The sequence below is a fragment of the Pradoshia sp. D12 genome (assembly GCF_008935075.1).
In the GTDB taxonomy this organism is placed as follows: Bacteria; Bacillota; Bacilli; order Bacillales; family Pradoshiaceae; genus Pradoshia.
Genome location: NZ_CP044545.1, coordinates 1,553,142 through 1,573,680, shown reverse-complemented (window position 1 = coordinate 1,573,680; position 20,539 = coordinate 1,553,142). Strand labels below are relative to the sequence as shown.

At 33.8% G+C, this 20,539-nt stretch carries 18 protein-coding genes; 8 read left to right on the top strand and 10 right to left on the bottom strand.

The annotated features are described in order from the left end of the window. Positions 1-13 precede the first annotated feature (13 nt). From F7984_RS07705 to F7984_RS07695, 3 genes are all read right to left on the bottom strand, one after another. Positions 14-1,342 carry a hypothetical protein gene (locus F7984_RS07705; protein ID WP_151675520.1) on the bottom strand — a complete coding sequence of 443 codons (1,329 nt, stop codon included), beginning with the start codon at positions 1,340-1,342 and terminating at the stop codon, positions 14-16. A gap of 427 nt (positions 1,343-1,769) precedes the next feature. Then, the gene (locus F7984_RS07700) at positions 1,770-2,537 is read right to left on the bottom strand and encodes an alpha/beta fold hydrolase (protein ID WP_066099995.1); all 768 of its coding nucleotides are present in this window, start codon (positions 2,535-2,537) and stop codon (positions 1,770-1,772) included. A gap of 465 nt (positions 2,538-3,002) precedes the next feature. After that, positions 3,003-3,398 (bottom strand): hypothetical protein, encoded by a 396-nt coding sequence (locus F7984_RS07695; protein WP_066099998.1) that lies wholly within the window; start codon positions 3,396-3,398, stop codon positions 3,003-3,005. A gap of 394 nt (positions 3,399-3,792) precedes the next feature. Between F7984_RS07695 and F7984_RS07690 the strand changes: the two genes are divergently transcribed. Then, positions 3,793-4,830 carry an endonuclease I family protein gene (locus F7984_RS07690; RefSeq protein ID WP_225983683.1) on the top strand — a complete coding sequence of 346 codons (1,038 nt, stop codon included), beginning with the start codon at positions 3,793-3,795 and terminating at the stop codon, positions 4,828-4,830. A 98-nt stretch (positions 4,831-4,928) separates the two neighbouring features. After that, a complete protein-coding gene (locus F7984_RS07685) occupies positions 4,929-5,414 on the top strand; it encodes a DUF4306 domain-containing protein (protein ID WP_181161989.1) in 486 nt (161 codons plus the stop codon). A gap of 301 nt (positions 5,415-5,715) precedes the next feature. Here F7984_RS07685 and F7984_RS07680 read toward each other — a convergent pair whose 3' ends face one another. Continuing rightward, a complete protein-coding gene (locus F7984_RS07680; protein ID WP_140461317.1) occupies positions 5,716-5,928 on the bottom strand; it encodes a hypothetical protein in 213 nt (70 codons plus the stop codon). Positions 5,929-6,341: 413 nt separating this feature from the next. On the opposite strand from F7984_RS07680, the gene F7984_RS07675 reads away from it, so the two are divergent. Further along, a complete protein-coding gene (locus F7984_RS07675; RefSeq protein ID WP_139063780.1) occupies positions 6,342-6,569 on the top strand; it encodes a hypothetical protein in 228 nt (75 codons plus the stop codon). Between the two features lie 124 nt (positions 6,570-6,693). Here the strand turns inward: F7984_RS07675 and dacB are convergent, their stop codons facing one another. Continuing rightward, positions 6,694-8,175, bottom strand: coding sequence for a D-alanyl-D-alanine carboxypeptidase/D-alanyl-D-alanine endopeptidase (gene dacB, locus F7984_RS07670; protein ID WP_225983682.1), 1,482 nt, complete (start codon positions 8,173-8,175; stop codon positions 6,694-6,696). Positions 8,176-9,386: 1,211 nt separating this feature from the next. On the opposite strand from dacB, the gene F7984_RS07665 reads away from it, so the two are divergent. The 4 genes from F7984_RS07665 (at position 9,387) to F7984_RS07650 (ending at position 13,456) form a co-directional block, all read left to right on the top strand. After that, entirely contained in the window at positions 9,387-9,830 is a 444-nt protein-coding gene (locus F7984_RS07665) for a hypothetical protein (protein WP_066100014.1), read from the top strand. A gap of 313 nt (positions 9,831-10,143) precedes the next feature. Then, positions 10,144-10,605, top strand: coding sequence for a hypothetical protein (locus tag F7984_RS07660; protein WP_139891175.1), 462 nt, complete (start codon positions 10,144-10,146; stop codon positions 10,603-10,605). A 206-nt stretch (positions 10,606-10,811) separates the two neighbouring features. After that, on the top strand, positions 10,812-11,882 hold the full coding sequence (locus tag F7984_RS07655) for a DUF3900 domain-containing protein (protein WP_066100020.1): 1,071 nt from the start codon (positions 10,812-10,814) through the stop codon (positions 11,880-11,882). Positions 11,883-12,565: 683 nt separating this feature from the next. Continuing rightward, on the top strand, positions 12,566-13,456 hold the full coding sequence (locus F7984_RS07650; RefSeq protein ID WP_140461316.1) for a DUF6612 family protein: 891 nt from the start codon (positions 12,566-12,568) through the stop codon (positions 13,454-13,456). 55 nt (positions 13,457-13,511) lie between these two features. Here F7984_RS07650 and F7984_RS07645 read toward each other — a convergent pair whose 3' ends face one another. From F7984_RS07645 to F7984_RS07635, 3 genes are all read right to left on the bottom strand, one after another. Continuing rightward, positions 13,512-14,366: a DegV family protein gene (locus F7984_RS07645; protein WP_140461315.1), complete on the bottom strand. Its 855-nt coding sequence runs from the start codon at positions 14,364-14,366 to the stop codon at positions 13,512-13,514. A gap of 166 nt (positions 14,367-14,532) precedes the next feature. Next, positions 14,533-15,978 carry a UDP-N-acetylmuramoyl-L-alanyl-D-glutamate--2,6-diaminopimelate ligase gene (locus F7984_RS07640; RefSeq protein ID WP_140461314.1) on the bottom strand — a complete coding sequence of 482 codons (1,446 nt, stop codon included), beginning with the start codon at positions 15,976-15,978 and terminating at the stop codon, positions 14,533-14,535. 306 nt (positions 15,979-16,284) lie between these two features. Continuing rightward, a complete protein-coding gene (locus F7984_RS07635) occupies positions 16,285-17,667 on the bottom strand; it encodes a DHA2 family efflux MFS transporter permease subunit (protein ID WP_140461662.1) in 1,383 nt (460 codons plus the stop codon). A gap of 443 nt (positions 17,668-18,110) precedes the next feature. On the opposite strand from F7984_RS07635, the gene F7984_RS07630 reads away from it, so the two are divergent. Then, positions 18,111-18,485, top strand: a complete 375-nt coding sequence (locus tag F7984_RS07630) for a YuzC family spore coat inner layer protein (RefSeq protein ID WP_066100033.1) — start codon at positions 18,111-18,113, stop codon at positions 18,483-18,485. Between the two features lie 284 nt (positions 18,486-18,769). On the opposite strand, the gene F7984_RS07625 is transcribed toward F7984_RS07630, so the two are convergent. Further along, positions 18,770-19,207: a GNAT family N-acetyltransferase gene (locus F7984_RS07625; RefSeq protein ID WP_077247926.1), complete on the bottom strand. Its 438-nt coding sequence runs from the start codon at positions 19,205-19,207 to the stop codon at positions 18,770-18,772. A 299-nt stretch (positions 19,208-19,506) separates the two neighbouring features. Next, entirely contained in the window at positions 19,507-20,385 is an 879-nt protein-coding gene (locus tag F7984_RS07620) for a Cof-type HAD-IIB family hydrolase (protein WP_066100036.1), read from the bottom strand. Between the last annotated feature and the right edge of the window lie 154 nt (positions 20,386-20,539).

Below are 20,539 nucleotides of genomic sequence, written 5' to 3'. Positions count from 1 at the left end.
GCCATTCCCCTGCTCAATCATTCTTAGATTTTATTTTTTCCTTCATCCATTTATAGACTGTTACGATTCCTAACACTCCACCCAACGCAATTCCGGATAATGCTACAAATAAAGCGATATATTCAAAGAAGGAATAGGATGCAGCCTGGGACCAGTTAATATTCCCTTTCCAATCCTGTTCAATGACCAGATTCATGCCGTAAATTCCCGAAATAACCGTATATGTAGTTAAAAACGTAAGTAAATATTCATGTCGTTTCCCTGTTAGCTTTTCGTGGTTTTTATAGAGATTGCCAAGTGTTCGGTTCACATGATTATAAAGCTCATCCATATGAAAAATATCTTTCATTTTTAAATAGATTTCTTTCCCAAAAATCCGGCTATGTACTTCAGGCTGATAAAATTGTGCAGAAAAATTCGTGATTCGAATGATAAGCTTTTCAATAGAACCTTTTTTATCATCCACTCTCAGCTGGGAATTCTCATACGATAATTCTAATAAGAGGAGTCGATTGAAAAAGAATAAAATATTTGTGTAAAAATTTTCTCCATACATACGCTCAGCAATAAATTTACTTTTCTCTTCACATTCATTTGATAGACAGACAAATGCATAATTACTGATTATATAATAGGAAGAATCGCCCCATCGATCATATACATGCTGATCACAAAAGCGATGGATGTATGCCTCCGATTTAGCACCGGCATAGGGATGTCCTTCCCTATCATATCCCTTAATCAAAGCGGCTCTGTATAAAGAAATTTCATCCAGGAGGGTATTCTTTTCGAAAGCTAAATAGTAGTAAACTTGCATACGTTCTTCTATAAAAAATGGCAAACTGCCAAAATAGGTTGTATGCTCTTTCTTTGATAAATGATCCTCCAGCCATGGACAATATTCATTGAAAATAATTCCTTTTGTTTCAGAATACTCTTTTTCATTTAATCTAATAACTATATCATGCGGTTTATCTAGTTGTCTGAATAAGTCTATAAAATGAAGAACATCATTATAGCTCATATGATCAGGCAAATTAATTCGCATATTCATAATGCCAATATTATACGGACAAACAAAGATATCAAAAGATACTAATATAAAATCAGTTTCTAAATACTTGGATTGTAAACAACCCTTTTGATTGATAATTTTACTAAAGCGACGAAATGCATTTTTATCCTTTATAGTTGGGGGAAATAAAATGGGCTCCATATTAGGAAGAAAAAATTTCTCCATGCGTTCATGAGATACTCGTATATCTCCATAAAATTTGCAATCCTGACTTGTATCTCTTAAATCAAAAAACTCCCACTGCTCTTTTATTAACTGCTGAACCAAGCCCCTCACTCCGTGAGTCCTTTATTTGAAAGGGGAAGATGAACTGTAGGTAGGATTGTTCCACTTGAAGTTCTGGGATTTCTATCTTAGACATTCTGTATACCCCCATCTCTCTATCTATCTCTCTTTTCCCTCAATACTGGATTAAAAAACTTATTGATTGATTTATATAATAACCTATGATGAATAATTGGGTTTATATTCAATATATACAAAACAAGTACTAATATTAAGAGGAGAGTGGACTATATTCTCTCATCACACCCATTCACAGTCCAAAATAAAAAACCTTCTAGAGAGATTACCACATCACTCTAAAAGGTTTAATAACCGATGTAAAAGAATTAAGTCTATTTTAGTAAATGAATTGTTTAATCGATATATATGCCAATCGCTTTACTATCATCAACTTTGGCTTTTTGTTATTTCAATGCGCCAATAAAAATTGTAAGGATATCTCATTGAATTGGGCAGCTTGATCTATATTACATACATGACCGCTATCCTTTAATATGACTAACTGACTTGATGATTGTTTTTTTACTAGCCGCTTCACTGGTTCTAAAAACACATAATCCTCATCTCCCATAATATATAATGTAGGAATATGTGTATCTTTTTCATTGATTTTCAATAAATAGCTTGCGATATCACCAGTTAGTGATAACCAACGCAAAAATTCTCTATGCTTAATTTTTCTCGCCTCTTGAACAAATAAATGACGTGAAGTTTCATGGGTTTTTCTCGGCATTAAAATCCAGGCAAATAGTTTATATAACCACATAAATGGGATTATTTTCTTAAACATATTTGCGATACCAAGTAAAAAGTGTAGCCTTGGTGTAATACGTATTACAGCGCCTGCAAGTACCATCGAATGAAACCTTTCAGGGTTCGTCTCAGCTAACTGACGAATCAGCATTGTCCCCAGTGAAATTCCTACAAAGTGAGCTTTATCAATCTTTACTTCATCTAAAACATTTAAAATATCTTCGCTAACCAAATCAAGTGTATATTTAGTTGGACTGTTCTCAATCTCACAATCACCATGGCCGCGAAGATCGACGACCAACACATTAAAATGCTTACGGTATACTCGAATTTGCTTGTACCAAATAGTTGAGCTACCTCCTGCACCGTGTACTAAAACAACCCATTCTTTATGTTGTTGACTATAGATTTTATAATGTAACAAATTTTTCATCCTTTAGTTATTTAACATATACTATCATTACGTACAGCAACACTCATGGTTTCAAATTTTAGAGTATTTTACATTAGATGTATGCCCAAAAGTAATATCCGTAAACATTTCCATTTATCAGATACCGAACATATCTATAATTTTTTCGCTTCCTGCTAGCGTTTGATCAAGCATTTATCACTTCTAACATTTATTTCCTCTTGGGTGCTAGATATACAAATATTTTTAATAAATGAAGGAGCAGCGGTAAAAGACGATACATAGTCTAATCATACTGAATCTTTCAGTAAGGGACTTTGTGAAACAAACGATAATCAGAGTATTAAATAAGCCAAAAGAGAAAAAGCACTTTTTATAGTTCATGATAAATTAACATCGGCCGATATAATAAAAGCCCCATAGACAAGTCTATGAGACTAGAGGTATTATTTCGTTATAATAGTAATATTCAAATATTTATTTTTTGGGACTGCGCCATTTTTCAAGTGCAGTCTGTAATACAGATGCTAAAAAAAGAGTTTCTCCTATACTGATTAAAATTCGATTCATTGGATTATGCATATTAATCGATTCTCTATCAAGTTTACCTATCTGTTCTTTTTTTAATTGAATAATAGCTTCTTCAGCTTGACCTTTTGAGAATCTTAAAAGCTTATTTCCCCAATCCTGATCATCCTTCGTAAATAATACAGAGTCTTCTTCAATGATTGCAGCAAATTTTACACCGTAATTATTTTTGTAGTGATACGGAGCTTTTTCAAAGAAATCCTCAGGCGTGTCTTCTAACATTTCATGTTCAGCTTGTATAGCCTTAATCTCTTCTTCTACTTCTAAACTAGTGCTTGTAACCATAAATACCAACTCCTTCTGCTAAGTACTTAAAAGTATAAACGGTTTACCAAAAGTTGTCTTCTTATATATGGAAGGATATAAAAAGTAATTATATTTAGAATTTTCTTTTAAATATAACTACAATATTGGAATAATGATTACATTATGTAATAAATAGTTCTACCCTCGTATACAATAGCTAATTCTAACTTTAAACGATATATTATACATTGATTTATAGAAAATTTTATTATTCGAAGAATTTCTTCACCCTTTTTGTTAATATTCACTCTATGATTATCTTATAATCATTCTACTGAAATCATATATTTCTTAACCTCTAGATAATCTGTAACCATCATTTATTTACATTTGTTTCCACACTTGATATTATCAAAATAAAGAGGTGAAGCTGATGAAAAAAAGAATCCATCCGTCTTTTTCTCATTCCTATGAAATAATCTTGCAGGATACCGTCCATTTTTTGCTAGCTTTATTCCATAAAAATCCCTCACACCGTTTGATAAAGGAAACTCTTAATGTATGCTATGACTCTATTATTCATGTTACACAACCCCTTACCCGCCAACTTCAGGAACAACCTACAGAGAAAATTGAATTCCAGCTAGTTACAGACATGATTAATGAAATTTATTACGATGAAAAAGAGGACCAGAGCATTATTGATATGTATTACAAAAACCTTCCACTGGATGACTTTTCAAATGACAATTTAGTTTCGGAGCTGACCGAATTGCTGACAAGAACTCATAATCCCCAGCTCTCCTATTCAACCAGCAGAAAAGCGCTCCATTCATGGGTAGATTTGCGTGAAGATGGTCAAATAAAAAGCATATATTCCGGCCAAAGCTTAAATCCCAGTAATGTAATTGCTCAGGATAAACTGCTGGAAGATGCGGCAATCGACCAAATGATACAAGTATTGAGTAAGGATTTCGGAGTGCTTCATGAACATAAAAATATATTGATTGAGTCCGTATTGCGGTCTCTCCAATTCAATATTGAACATGTCATTCCACAATCGTGGTTTGAGAAAAGACACCCCATGGTTGGAGATCTTCATCATTTATTTACGTGTGAAAAAGATTGTAATTCATTCAGAAGTAATATTCCTTATTATGATTTTGAAGACTACAAACCTGGAGCTTATAAAGAAGTCATAAAATCCTTTTGCGGAAAAAGAGATGGCAATCAAAGGTTTGAGCCTGAAAATGGCAAAGGTGAAATAGCACGAGCATGCTTATATTTTTTAATGAGGTATCCTGATGAAATTATACAAGAAAAAATGTCATTGATTGATATCGACCTATACAAAAAATGGCACAACAACCATCCGGTCTCTCTTCATGAAAAACATCGAAATTGGGCAATTTTTAAACTCCAAGGAAATCGAAATCCCTATATTGATTTTCCTGAGCTGGATTTCACATGATTATAAGATATTTTTTCAGAGTTTGCTAACAATTGAAGATTCCAGTCATATTTTTTGGTAACTACATGATCCATACTATAAAAAATGAGGGATACAAAATGAAACTGAAAACCATTATTCCGCTTTCAGCTTCATTGTTATTGCTATGTTTATCAACAATGGCCGCTTTCTATGAAGGAAGTGCTCTCCGAGATGACATTTTCGAATGGCGGTGGTCCACTCCATTTACTATGCTTACAGCAGAAAGAATTTCACATGCCGATCAAGTATCAAAATTAGATTACCTGGTTTATGCTGCAAAACTCCAGCCGTTTTTTCCTGCTATTATGTTGATATGTCTCATTAGTATCCTCATCTTAGCTAGTTATATTGGTATTAAAAATGCAAAGACTCATGCTTATTATTTTTCGGTCTTGGCTTGTGTAATGGCAAGTGCAGGTTTAATGATACTCTCTGATCATGTGGGGACAAAATTTATTTATTCCAGCATACTACTATCAGGAGTTATTATTTCCTCTCTCTTAGCCTATCAGCACTTTACTCAAACACTCACACAATCTACATTTAAGCAAAATGAGACTTAAAATAATACCAATAATTAAAAGAAGGAGTGAAAATTCCACTCCTTTTATTGCGACATTCTTTTGTTTCAACTCTGTTAATGATTAAGGATGAGATTAGCGGAATTGCAAAAACCATCCCATTGTCGATATGTCTAATGTGCTAAGTCAATGTTTTTGTAATGAATAGTTTTAAAAAGGAGTACTCCAAGAGGCATATCTTCTTATGAATTCCCTGCTTCGAATTGATCCATAAGCATAAAAATAAAAACAATCGCCAAATGAAGAATTGCCAATATTGCGAAATGGTATCCTTCAAGGATTTTTATATAATAAAAAAGATGGGAAAAGCAACGGTTTCATAACCAAATAAAACCAATAGCCACCCTATTCTTTCAGCCAATTTTTTCTCATTCTTCGGAATAAAGACTTCATTATTCCCTGCGATAAAGGACGTTTTTCCTTTTTTTCTAATCGAGTTCCCACTCATCATGAGTAATATACCGATCACCGCAAGTACAACAGAAGGCAAAAGCATTCTCTTTCCTCCTCATAATTCATCAGCATATTCTTAAACATGTATTCTGATTTTTTCAATAATTAAGTGAAACTTATTTATTGATTTTATCATCAAAAATTATCATTTAGAATTGCTAAATGCCGCTTTTTAAGTAAAAGGATTCCAACTAATTAGCATTATTCTATGTACCAATGAATTTTACAAAAATAGGAGGTATACCTTTGCCATTAACTTTATAGTATAAGGTAATACCTAATATAGGTCTCCCCCTTATGTTTATAAAAATACAATTGACATAGTGTACAGTTTAAAGGAACGAATGTGCCTCAGAATAAAGACGTCAGTTACATGTTTATTTGTTTTAATGATGTTTTTAAAATGTTCCCATTCCTACATCATGAATAGACTATAAAGGAAAGGAGCGGTTTTTTTTGAACAGAGATAAGTACGACGGTCTCCATTTCTTAGCGATTATTTGCATAACCTTTTTACAGTTGAACTTTGGCTTTAATGACTGGATTTTCGGATTGCTTATAACCATATATGCCGTATTTGCCATTTTAGTTATTGAAGGACTATCGAAATACTCCGTGACAAAATTTATCATTTTATTACCAATGATCTTCCTATTAAGAATCTTCATCACTTTATACTCATGATTTCAAATAATTTATAGATTACTATAAAATACAAAACTAATTCAGATATCAGCATGACCTGCACCAAGGTTAGATGGTCTTGAGCTCATAATAGTGCAGGTCCTACTTAATTGGATTGTTCTTTCTAATTGCTAGCCAGAATGACAGCCATCTCGTCTTCAATTTTCTTCAGCTGATTTTCTTTCTTGGCATTGTTAATAATGATGGAGAAAACGTATTTATTCCCCTTCTTTCCTTTTACATATCCCGTCAAACTACTGACCGTTGAAATCGTACCTGTTTTGGCTATGATTTTACCTTGTGCAGCTGTGCCCTTCATTCTGTTTCTTAATGTCCCTCCTACACTTCGATCACTATCACCTGCTACTGGAAGTGCATTCTTATATGTTTTATACCATGGTTTGGTTTGCGCTTTATAAAGTAAATTTGTTAATGCGTTAGCTGAGATCATACTAACATGAGACAACCCTGAACCGTCTCTCATAAGTATGGCATCATTTCCAATCCCCAAATCGACAAACTGGCCCTCAACAACTGATAATCCCTTATCCCAGCTTCCCACTTTTCCTTTTACCCTGCCCATTTCTTTTACAAGAACCTCAGATATTGTATTATTACTAAGCTTCATATATGGTACAAGAATCGTACCCAATTTAGGTGAATGGTCGGTGGCAAGCTTTGTAGGCTTAGCTGGTATTTTTCCGGCTGTATAATTCCCAGTAATTTTAATGCCTTGCTTTTCTAAAGATCTTTTAAATAAAGCAAGGGTATATCGAGTAGGCTCCCATACAGAAATCCATGTTTTTGTAGTACCGGAATTTAGAGGGACATTCCCGGTGACAGTAATTCCATTGCTGCCATGTTTTCTATGTATCTTAACAGTATTTTTACTGTTAACCTTACCAACTTTGGTTTTGTTCGATATCTTCACATAATCCGTCTTTGGAGTCATGGTTACAGAGGCGGCTTTACCTACTTTATTGCCAGACTTGACTTGTATAATCACTGTACCTGCATCATAATCAGCATTGGGGGAAAAGGTTAATCCAGAAATTTGAGCACCATAATACTCTTGCTCATCACTCCATGGCATATCCAATGATAATCGGATTTGGTCATACCATGTATCATCCGCCACAAGATTTCCTTTAATCTTCTTTATCCCCTTCTTTTTTAGAGCTAAAGCAATATTGTCTAGATCCTTCTCCCCTAGAGTAGGATCCCCCTTCCCCCTGATGTAAATATTTCCCTTTAAGGTACTTCCTTTTTGTTTACCATCTGTATAGATCTCAGTTTTGAAACGATAGTTTTCTCCAAGTAATTGAAGAGCAGCAGCACCGGTAACTAACTTCATACTTGAGGCCGGCCTTAATCTGGTATCCCCATTATGCTTGTATATTATTTTTCCATTAGATGCATTTCTCACGCTTATTCCAATACTGGCACCTTTTAAATCAGGATGGCTTAGCACCTTGGCGATTTTAGAGCTTAACTGGCTTCCTCCAGCGGCATTAGAAGCCTCGTCCTTTTTCAAGGGACTGACAGAGCTAAAACTAATAACCATAACAACCATTAACAGACATAACCATTTCATCTGCTTGTACAATGGACTCTCCCCTTCTATATTTTTTTAAACACTTTTATTAAACAGCAGAGTATAACTGGCTATGAAGGCATAGCCATATTAATTTGTATATGAAAGCACCTAAAAGGAGAATCATTTTTAAAAAAATGACCTCACACTTTTTACTAATTATCTTCTCCCTAATCATATTTACTAGTACTGCTTCTATTGTTAAAACATTCAGAGAAGGGATATAGTTCGCGAATACATTGGTTGCTCCCCCTTAACTTTATATATTCTGATTTATTAGCTATATAGTGTGGGGATGAAGAAACAGCTAAAAAAGACTGTGAGTTAGGAAGATTATGTACAAACACGTTTTCAGAAACAGGGTTAGTACCCCCAGTGCTTGTCTTGATGTTTGGAGTAAATGTTGGGGTTATCAAGGGGAAAAATATGTACAAGGATGGAAAGACCTATAAAGTTATAGTGTGGTCTTGGCAACAGTATTCAAACAGCTCGAATCACCAATCATATTATAAAAAGAATAATGCCAGGCGTTAGCATCCTTTTTTATATGATTGGAGTAGCCATAACCTCTAATTTTAAAATATGTAGAACATACTTAATTTGAATGACCAATGAAGAGACAAGCTGTCACCTTAACTATGTAGTTAATTCTTATTATATAATGTAGAGATATATACATAATTCTATACTTTTAGTTGTTTTTAGATTCATTAGTCAAAACTTTTACTAATACTAAATAAAAATATTATGTAAACAATCATTTTAAAATCTAAGCATATGTTAAACCGAGCACAACCTATATAATTGAGGAAATGAATTCCTCTAATATCATAAAAGTGTAAATCACTAATGCTATACCAGCAACAGCAATGAATCCAACAAATAGTGCAGAGCAAATTATCTTTATAAAAGAAATAATAGTGGTAAGAATATTTTTGTTAAATATTATAATATGAGCCATCTTATTCAACCTTTCTGAAAGTCTTCTACTTTCACTATACCGTAATCCCTTGCCAAATGTTAACACCTATTTTCCTTTATTTTGTAATAACATTTCCGTATTTCAAGAGGACCTCTAAAAAACAAACGTTAAAACCTTGCTATAAGAATGATTTATGTTAGATGAAATTATAAATATATGATTCATATGGAATCAAAATATTTTGTTTTTTTTATTTTTTGTTCTATCATAGATTATTAAAAAAGGAAAGTTAGGTCTTAAGATGAAAAAAAACACATATCATACAATTATTGCTGAACTAAATCAATCAGACCAAGTTTCTCAAAAATTATTACATTCTTTATCAGCTCCGATTATTATAAAAATGTTTTATAATTTATTCGGACCTTCTGGGACACACCGGTTAAGTGAAAATGCTTATTATAAAATTCTTACTGAATTGAAAGACCACACGGAAGAGCTTCCAAACACTTCTGTGCCATATGCCAGTTCAACACTGATTCATTTATTTTATGACAAGATTGGCAGGCACGTCACGGCTGAGACCGTTTTGGAGGATGATGAAGGGGACTCCAAAGAAGAAACAAATGATTTAACAGTAGATGACCTACTGGATTTACTTAATTTCGCAAACGAAGATCATGATGAGCTTTATGCAGAACATATTAAAGATCGCCTTTCTCAAATTTGTTCTTTATTACGATAAAAATTATAAATATGTGGGGATGCTTTTTTAAAAGGCATCCTTTTTAATGCGTACAAATGTTAATTACAATAAAATATCAAAATTGATCAGCAACCATTATAAATAGATTATTTTGCCAAGCGATTACATATAGAAGTATTTCCAACAAAGATGCCATCTAATTACAGGGTATTCCTTCTAATATAGGGAAAATACTACTATATTGTGACAATTGCAATTATTCAGTTCACTACAGTGTAAATCATATAAAGGTATATGTTATTATGGTCCCAACAAAATATTGTGCGATTATTATTTTTTGAGGGGGATTTAAATGAAATCAACGACTAAGGAAATCATAGTATCAGAAATCAGGCAGACAAAAACTGTATATGAAAAGCTATTGATATCATTAACAACTCCAGTCCTACTTACTATTTTCAAACAATTATTCGGCAGAAACGGAGAGTTTTCCTTATCCGATAAAGGATTCGATTGTGTTGTAGAAGAACTTGAGTCTCAGAATCGACTACCAGAAACAAATGGGGAAAAAATCACAGATGCCTTATTGGTAGATATTTTCACTGATTTTTATACCAATCAGAATGAAGATAACCCTCTTAAAGATCAAATGCCTTCTGTTGACGAACAATCAACCCCTCATCTAACACTTGATGATTTATTAGATTTACTTAATATAGCTATGAAACATCATGATATCCTATATGCCAATGAATTAAAAAGACGTTTATTGGTACTTAACAGGAATCATAAAAACAGTATAGAAGCCTCCTGAATATCTACCTTCTAAGCGAATGAAGCACCCTGTTCATTCGCTTTTATTATTGCATCACTAAGGAAAGTTCATGGCTAGATGGTTGGTTAAATTTAAAAAGAACTCTCAGCTTTCTTTATTTCGATCTTCGACCATGTCTTCATTGACGAAATACCTCTGTTTTGGGATACTGAAAAGGCTGACTCTAAGGAAAAAAGGTGTATAACATGGAATTTGAGATTAAATTTTTATCTTTCTTTGTTGTGGAAACAGAAGATAAGGAACAGCCTACAGCTAAGCATTATCAAACACTTGATACAGATGAATATGAGGAAAGTGCTCTTAAAGATTTCCTTGATGGCGAATTCAAGAAAATCGTAAAGCGTAAAGTCGATCGTCATCCCAATTCAGAACAAGTACCAACAAAGCTGGGCCATTTTATAATTGAACCAGGTCATACATTGGATTCAAATCCAAACTACAATGCATTTAACCGTACTCGCTTTGCTGATAATAAAGAAGATTTTAAAGCATTCAGTGAGGAATTCGTTCATGCTTATCTTGATACAAGTGCAGTTCGGGGCGGTGTGTTTGTTATGGCTTCAGCCGTACCGCGGAAATTTTTCGAACATCGATTTTTATTTTTAATGAAATGTGATTTTGAACCAAAGGTCGCTTCTATATCTGATGAAAAAACATTAATTCGCAATGTCGAGATGGCCATCACTACTAAAAATATGAAATCCATTCTATACCCTCATATGCCTGAAGAAGGCATGATTGAGGAAAGCGAATTAAAAATTCATCAATCCTCACATGCCCGATATTTCGAAGATTTTTTAAAATTTGTAGAGTATGGTGAATCTAAACAAGAATTAGTGAAGAATCATGTCATTGACATGGTACAGGAGCATATTGGTGAAGTATATGAGCCCGAAAGTGAGGAACGCCGTCAGTTTGAAGAAGCTATTGAAATCTGGGCTGACAGTCCCAAGCGTGAGCTTCAGGAACGATTAACAACTGAACAAGTTGTAGAAGCAGCCGCTCAAATTGTTGAACAAGAACCGGATATTGAACTAAAGATGAAGCTGGATAATACGAATATTAAAGGATTGCTGGCCGATTTCGGTGAAACCATTCATTTAGCCAAAATTAACAATCGTTATGTATTGGTGATTGAAGCAGAGCAAATTTTATTTGAGAAGGGATTCTCCCCCATCGAATTCCACAAACCTGATGACCTGCATAGGGTAATCGATAAAATAAATAAAAAGACCTATGAAAATAATACTTTTTAAATCATAGGTTAAATTCCATGATTTAAAGAAGGGTTCTGATTTTAAAGCTATAAATCCTGATATATGATAACCTTTAGATTAGATGGTTTTTAGGCTGCCGACTTTGTCGACAGCCTATTTTTTAAACACTATTTAAGATTGGATATTAAGACAATCCATTTTTTGCCAATATTGCTAGTAAAAAATTTATCTGCATTCTGACAAAACCGGCTATATAAAATAGGCCAGAACCCCTTTCATTGATCCAGCCATTCTTTGCTACTTTTAGATTATCATTTATAAATTTAAAGTTTAGATTAATGTAGCGGTATCCTCCATTCAGAATTCACACCAGCTTTTGCCCCCCTTCTCTTCTGTTTTGTTTACTTATATAACTAGTAATACAGTTGCTATAATCATATTCAAACAAAATATTAATTATATTTATAAAGATGCATTTTTTACAAAATTTAGGGTATTGTGTTATTGTTGATTTGATCATTACCACTATGAATAATCTCCAGATGCTCTCTTCATTAGGTATCATCTCAATCAGTATAAAAAATTCATTTCCTGATATCAGTCCAATTGTCTACTTAGTTAAGCACTTGCAAACTTGCAATTAATTTATACATATATGACTTTGCTTAATATGCTTTAGAATGTACTTCGTTTTCAGTGAATTCAATATCAAGGAGGAACATATGTTGAAGAAGTCAGTATCTTATTTGGGAAGTATTTTTTTCATTTTATTTTTAACTGCTTGTAATGAGGAAGCTTCACCGGTATCTAAAAATGGCAATGAGGTAGCAAAGGCAGAGGAAACAAAAAATGGTGAATCTGAACTAACAGCCAAGGAAGTCTATAAAAAAATGGTTGAGGCTTCTTCTGAAGTTAAAAGTCTTGGTCTTAAATTAGATATAGATCAAGAAATATCAACTGAAGCTGATGGAATCATTTTGACAACAGAAACAAGGACAGACTCTAAAATGATTCAGGAACCTTTCTCCTTATACCAACAGATTGAAATTTATTATAAAAATCCAGCAACCGGAGAACAGGAAGGTAAAATCGATCAATATTTAACAGATGAAGGATTTTTCATGCACGATATCGAGGGAGATCAGTGGGGAAGATATAATGCAGATTATACTGAGGTGGCGAAAGGGCTTAATTTACAGCCGGGAACGAATCAATTAGATTCTCTGAAAGATTTAGAGTCATTTGCAGACGACTTTACCTTTGAGCAGGAAGCTGATCAATATGTTTTAACTTTAGCAGGCAATGATGAAAAATTAAATGAATACGTAAAAGGATCATTACCTGCTAATATACCTGAATTAGAAACAGCTCTGAAATCTATGACACTACAAGAAGTCGAATATGAAATCTTTATAGACAAAAATACTTTTTTACCATCGGTGATGAATGTAGATATGAATATAGGTATCTCGGAAAACGGAAATTCCCTTGTATTAGAACAAAGTATTGAATCTAGCTACTATGACTATAATAAAATTGATAAGATTGTACTTCCTAAGGAAGCATTGGATAATCCAAACGAAATAAATTTAAATGATACAACCAGTATGTAACTATAAAAAACTAAAGCTCCCAGTCGAGGAGCTTTAGTTTCTTTAGTTTTACTATTTATTCACATACCCATGAGACTCCGATTGTTCCTACTCCTGTATGGACTCCAGCAACAGGAACCAATAGCATTCGCTCAGTAGGAATGGAGTTAAATTCTTCATTTATTTGTTTTTCCAATTTACGCGCATTTTCTTCGTCATCAGCATGGATAACTACTATTTTACTAACCTTACAAACTTTCATATCTTCTCTTAATAAATCCAATATATAATGGATAGCTCTCTTTTCAGTTCTAACTTTTTCTCTAATTTTAGCCCCTTCTGTTTCTATAGAAAGAATAGGCTTAATATTAAACAAGTTAGCAATGAGCCGTTGGCTTCCTGAGACTCGCCCGCTTTTATGGAGCTGATTAAGATTAGACGGTATGAGGAAAAGCCTTGCATTCGTTTTGATTTCTTCGATTTGTCTGACAATTTCTTCAGCATCAAAACCCTGTTCAAATAACTCTATACCTTTTTTCATCAAATAAGAAAGAGGGTAAGATCCAGTACGTGAATCAATTGCAAACAATTTAAAACCTACTTGCTCAGCAGCCATTACAGATGTTGAAAAAGTACCAGATAGTTTACCCGAGCAATGGAACGCTATTCCATAATCATACTCTTCTTTCAGTTTTTCATATAATTCAACAAATTCACCAATTGATGGTTGTGATGATTGGAAAGTGGTATTTTCACTTGCCATTCTTTCGTAAAATTCTTTTTCTGTAATATCAATTGTTTCTTTGTATGAAACTCCATCGATAACAATTTGTAAAGGAATAATATTTATTCGATTTTTTTTAATAAAATTCTCGTTTAATGTGCATGTCGTGTCTGTAATCCAAGCAATTCTTGGTGGTTCTTGTTTCATTCCCTCTTCCCCTTTTAAACAAAATGGTATGACCAATTTTATATTAAAAATAGTATGTAGTAATCATTACTACATACTTAATATAATTTAACTACTTACTATAGTCAAACGTTTTCTTGGAAATTCGACTATATTATTATTTATTCAACAAATTTTGCAATTAGGCTCAAATTACCTTAACTGTTTTTTCCTCTTTTGAAAGATAAGTTAATGTATCTATGTCGGAATTAGTCGGTAAAAGATACGTATTTTTATAAACTTCATTGCCTTTTCCGGTAATAAAAATCCAGTCACCATCTTTTGCAATTTTCCAAGCACATTCGATTGCCGACGTACGATCCGGTATGACCTTCCCTTTGGCAGATGGCTTTAAATCATGTAGTGCTTCTATCATCCCCTCAAAAGATTCGGTCCCTAAATCATCCAGCGTTAAAATACATAGGTCACTGTGCTTTTTCGAGATTTCAACCATACCACGTCTCTTTGTCACATCTCGATTTCCCCTAAATCCAAAGATATGAATGATGCGCTTTGCCCCCATCTCTCTTCCGGTTTTAAGACATTGTGCAAAAGCATCGCAAGTATGAGCATAATCTACAACTAACTGTGCACCTGTCGGGTGATTCACTACTTCAAATCTCCCCGGCACGCCAGGGAATGATTGTAGTGCATTAATTATTACTTCACCTGGTACACACATATTTCTCGCTGTTAGAAATGCAAGCGCCGCATTTTGAATATTATGTTTTCCCTTAATAGAAAGCCTAATAGGATAGATTTCTTTATTTTTATATACAAACTGTATATCACCCGTTTTATTTTGCTGAATATACAAATCAGATTCTTTATTCCCTACACAAAAAATTTGGTCATTAGTACCGCATAACCTTTTTTCAAGTTTACTGCCCCATTTGTTATTCGTATTAATCACAGCAGCACCATCTGGCTTTAATTGAGTAAAAAGCTGTGCTTTTACTGAAAAATAATCATCCATATCCTTATGATAATCTAAATGGTCATGGTCTAAGTTTGTAAAAAGAGCATAATCATAGCTAATCCCTTTCACTCGATATTGTGACAGTGCGTGTGAAGATACTTCCATTATGACAATATCATCTTGACTTCTTGATAATTCTTTTTGTAATTGCAATGCATCCATGGTTGTATTTACAGAGGGTGTAGATTTTTCACCATTTATATAATTATAAACCGAACCAAATAAAGAACAGGATCTACCATAAGCTTCAAGGATATGCTTCAACATAAACGAAGTAGTAGTTTTTCCATTTGTACCTGTTACTCCAATAATTGTTCTATCTGCTTGCACAGGATAAAAACGTTTAGCTAAATCAGCCAGGATAGCGCGGCTATTTTCAACCCTAATATACGGGACCGATAGATCAGTGATTTCTTTTTCGCCGATTATAACTCTCGCTCCAGCTTCAATTGCCTTTTCAATATACGTATGACCATCCACCTGAAATCCTGTAATGGCTACAAATATGAATCCCTCTTTTACCTCTAATGAATTATTAGCAATCCCGGTAATATATATTTCTTTATCCTTATCTGACACTTTTGCGACATCACTCAACAAATTTTTAAGCTTCAAGTCTTAGCAACCCCTTTTGTTCTTCTGCTTCTGTGAAAATATTCAAGATTTTTTGTGGTATTCTATGGTAATTCACTATCTTTTCCGATTTACTATCTGTATAAAAGATAGTTAGTTATATGTTTTGTATTAGCTTTCATATTATACAAACAGAACAACACCTATACCTAAATTCCTCTATTTACAAACTTATAAACCCTTTTTACACTTTTTGATTATTTTTTTACTTTAATAATTTATTTCAAAATAATCGGCCTATATACCCAAAAAGAAAACTCCCTATTTCACATAAGGAGTTTTCTTTCTCTATACTTTCACTCTTTTCAGAAATAAAGATAATAATAACCCGGTAATTGAAGCAACCATTATAAGGATATACCCTTTTTTCACACCATAAATGAGAGCCTCCGTTAGAACCTCTGAATTAGGATAACTCCCTGCTTCATTTAAATATGAATTTTGCCCCATTGTCATAAAGGTAATCGCCAATGCAGTTCCGATAGCTCCGGCAATTTGCTGAAGCGTGCTCATGACAGCGGTCCCATCAGGATAATATTTTCTGGGTAATTGATTTAAGCCATTTGTCTGTGAAGGCATCATGATAAAAGCAATGCCAATTGATAAGCAAACATGCATTATGATAATTGTCGATAAAGAAGTATCAGCTGTGATTTGTAAAAATAAAATACTCGCTATACTAGTTAATACAAACCCAATAACCACCAACCATCTCGCCCCATATTTATCCATTAATTTTCCGTTAATTGGAGACATAATCCCATTCATTATCCCACCAGGCAAAACCGTTAAACCAGCTGTAAATGCCGATAATAGTAGCCCTCCTTTTAAATACATCGGTAATAGAATGGCATTCGATAAAATCATTAACATAGCTAAAAAAACCAATGAGACACCCAGGGAAAACATAGGGTAAGTGAATACGCGCAAATTAATCATAGGATTATCAGTATAAATTTGACGGAAGGAGAACAATATCAAGAAAAATAGACCGATTCCAATAGGGAGTAACACATGTGCTTCTCCCCATCCACCTCCGCCCTCTCCGGCAGCACTAAATCCGTAAACAATCCCGCCAAATCCAATTGAGGAAAGTATTACTGACCTTATATCGATCTTTGGTTTTGTTAGTTTTGTAACATTTTTCATAATAAATATCCCGGCACCCATGGAAAGCAATAATATCGGCAAACATGTCCAAAAAATCCAATGCCAACTTAATTGGTCTACAATGATTCCAGAGAAGGTAGGGCCAAATGCAGGAGCAGACATGATAACAAGCCCCATTAATCCCATCACTACCCCACGTTTATGCGGAGGAAAAATAATAAGTGTGCAATTAGTCATTAAGGGTAAAAGAATAGCGGTTCCAATGGCCTGGATGACTCGCGCCGACACCAATATAGGAAATGAATGCGCAAGGCCACCAATCAATGTGCCAACAATTCCCATCGCCAGAGAGAAAAAAAACAATTGCCTGGTCGTAAACGTTTGAATTAAGATAGCCGAAACAGGTACCAAAATTCCCAATGTCAATAAATATCCTGTGGTCAGCCATTGTGCTGTTGAAGCTTCTATATTAAAGTCATGCATAATATTGATTAAAGCCAAATTTAAGGCTGTTTCACTGAATAAACCAATGAATGCTGCCACTGCCAAAACTGCCATCATTGGTACAGCCCTGAACTCCTTTTTCTCTTCTAAATCCACTTTTCCAGCATTCAATGAAATACCTCCTGTTAGCTTCACATCAAAAAGTTTCTAATACACTTACAATGAGTTAATCTGCTAGATCGTCTATATCATTTTTCTGATATATCATGCCTTATTTAAAGCAGATTATTAGTGGAATTTTTTTCTTAGTTCTTCTTTTAAAGAAGAGTAAATAAAAAGACAACCAGCTATATAGGTTGTCTAGGTTAAGGACCCAACTAAAATCCCAATAAAACAAGGAGTAATTATAAGTAAAAGTATCATTAACACTTTAACCAGGCATCTTCTCCTTACATATCCAAAGATTCACCTATCGCCAGTCCTCTTCATAGGTATGAATACTATAGACCATCTTTAATATCCATTCATTTATAATTACTTTGATAAAAGGAGATAGGAACATGAATAATCCATATGACATGAATAATATGCACCCCGGTTACCATAATAATTACCAAAATTATGATCGCCAGCTTCCTCCAGTTCAACCAGTAATATTTATTAATTCAGCAGGGGTTGCCAAGGAGCTTATAAATGATGCCTACACCATAACTAACCACATTCAAAACAATCCACAGTTTTCAAGACAAATAATGACGTATGCTCAGCATGGGCAAAAAAATGAAATCTTAGGAATGCTTAACAGTTTACCTTTAAAGCATCGCCCAGAGGTAGTCTTTACACCAGGAGCCATATTAATTAAATTATTCCCAGGTAATCCAAATGACTCCAGCAGTGCCTTAACCATAACTATGCTGTGGCATGAAGCTTTTTAAGTCATCAGCAAATATCAAAAAAGCCGAAGAAATGCTGATTAACAACATTTCTTCGGCTTTTTTGTTATTCATTATCATACTCATAGTTGTTCTATCCTACTATTATTTTATTCCTAAAGGAGAAAGTTTGTATGTTCACTTTTTTCAATAAATGTTCTATTTGCAAAAAGAAAGATAAAGATTTACGCAAATATCAAAATGGTCACGGCAAAAAAAATAAAATATGCAAAGCTTGCACCTTGTATGCCGAAAGAAGGGCGTTCCGCAGAATCTGAAATCATGTATTACAGCTTTTTACGAAATGAGTAACACCATTTATCGTAGCCTAACTTTTCTTCATAGAAGCGGTGAGCATCCGTGCGTGAAAGAGCAGATTCTAATGCTACATAATTCGCACCATTTTCCTTAGCCCATTCATGAATAAAAACAAGCAGCTTTTCCCCATATCCTCTCGAACGTTTACTTTCAGTTGTTACCAAATCATGAACAATGATATGACGTTTATTATAGAAATTCACACGAGAACTAACACCAATTACAGCTACCACTTCTTCACCTAAAAACAATGCAAAAAGCCTGTACCCTTCTTTATGCATTTGATTCATTAATTCTAAATACGAATGCTTATCCAAATCAGTACGTAATTGCTTCATTATTGAATATGCATCATCCCATTGGTCAACCGTAATCAATTCCATAATATTTTCTGTGCTTATCGTCATGTTTTTCCTCCTGAGGCTATAATTAAATCAATTATAACCCTGCAAAATTTTACGGAGTCAGCTCCGTTACCATTATACACCAATCATTCTATTTCGCTATTGTTTTACATATTTATATAAACAAAATGAATGTATATACGGATGTTAACAACTGAAAATTTATAAACATATCACGTTAGAATCAGCAGAAAATCATATATCATATATAAAGTTTGAGTTTTGTTAGAATTAGACTTGATGAAATATATTATTAGCAATCTCATTTAGAATTGACTTAAGCTGTAATCATACTAACTACCTTAAACTTGACGTATTGCAAGGACTTCTTCAATCGCACAGGCAACACCATGTTCTACATTCGTTTTAGTATGATATTGGCAGAGTTCTTTCACCTCATCGGAAGCATTTCCCATAGCTACTCCACGTCCAGCCAGCTGAAGCATGGAAACATCATTTAAATGGTCACCAAGTGCCATAACTTCTTTCATCTCGATATTAAATTGATCAGCCAACATCTTTAATGATGTTCCTTTCTGAGCTTTTGGATGATTAAATTCTATGTTTCCGCGCTCAGAAGAGGTAATGATATACTCGGTTTCACCGGCTAATTCGCTATTTATACGTGCCAATTCATCCATATCAGCTGATAATACTAAAATCTTATAGATAATCAATTCTTCATCCAGGTATATACCTTCAAAGTTATCTACAAAATGGCAGTGTTCGAATTTAAATCGTTCCTCCGCTCTTCTTCTAACATCCTCTAGCATTAGAGCTTCATCAGCGTATGGGAATCTCTCCATTTTTAATTGCATTCTAATGTCAATATACTGTTCCATACTTTTAGAAAAAACTCCAACGTTAGTAAAAAACTCAATATATACGTTTTTATTTTCCAGTACTTTTTGAATTGAGCGGCACCATTCTTTTTTTAGTGGGAGTTTATTTAATACTTCTCCCTGCTCGTCTCTTATTTCAGCTCCGTTTAATGCAATTACAGGACAACACAATCCAGCCAGTTCCAATGGCATCAAGGCATAACTGTATGGTCTTCCTGTAACAATAACTACCTGAATCCCTTCCGCCTGTGCTTTTTCAATTGCGATTATATTCTCCTTACTGATACGACCTTTACCATTCAACAAAGTCCCATCCATGTCTGTTGCAATTAATCTCAACGTCAATCATTCCTTTTACTGTAACTTAAATAAATACCATACTAGTATACTACTATATTCATTAAATTCGTAGAAGCCATTCATTATTTATAATGGTTAAAATAATGATTCTTATTGAATAGTTAAACAACACGCCTCAGAAGAACTAATGCGA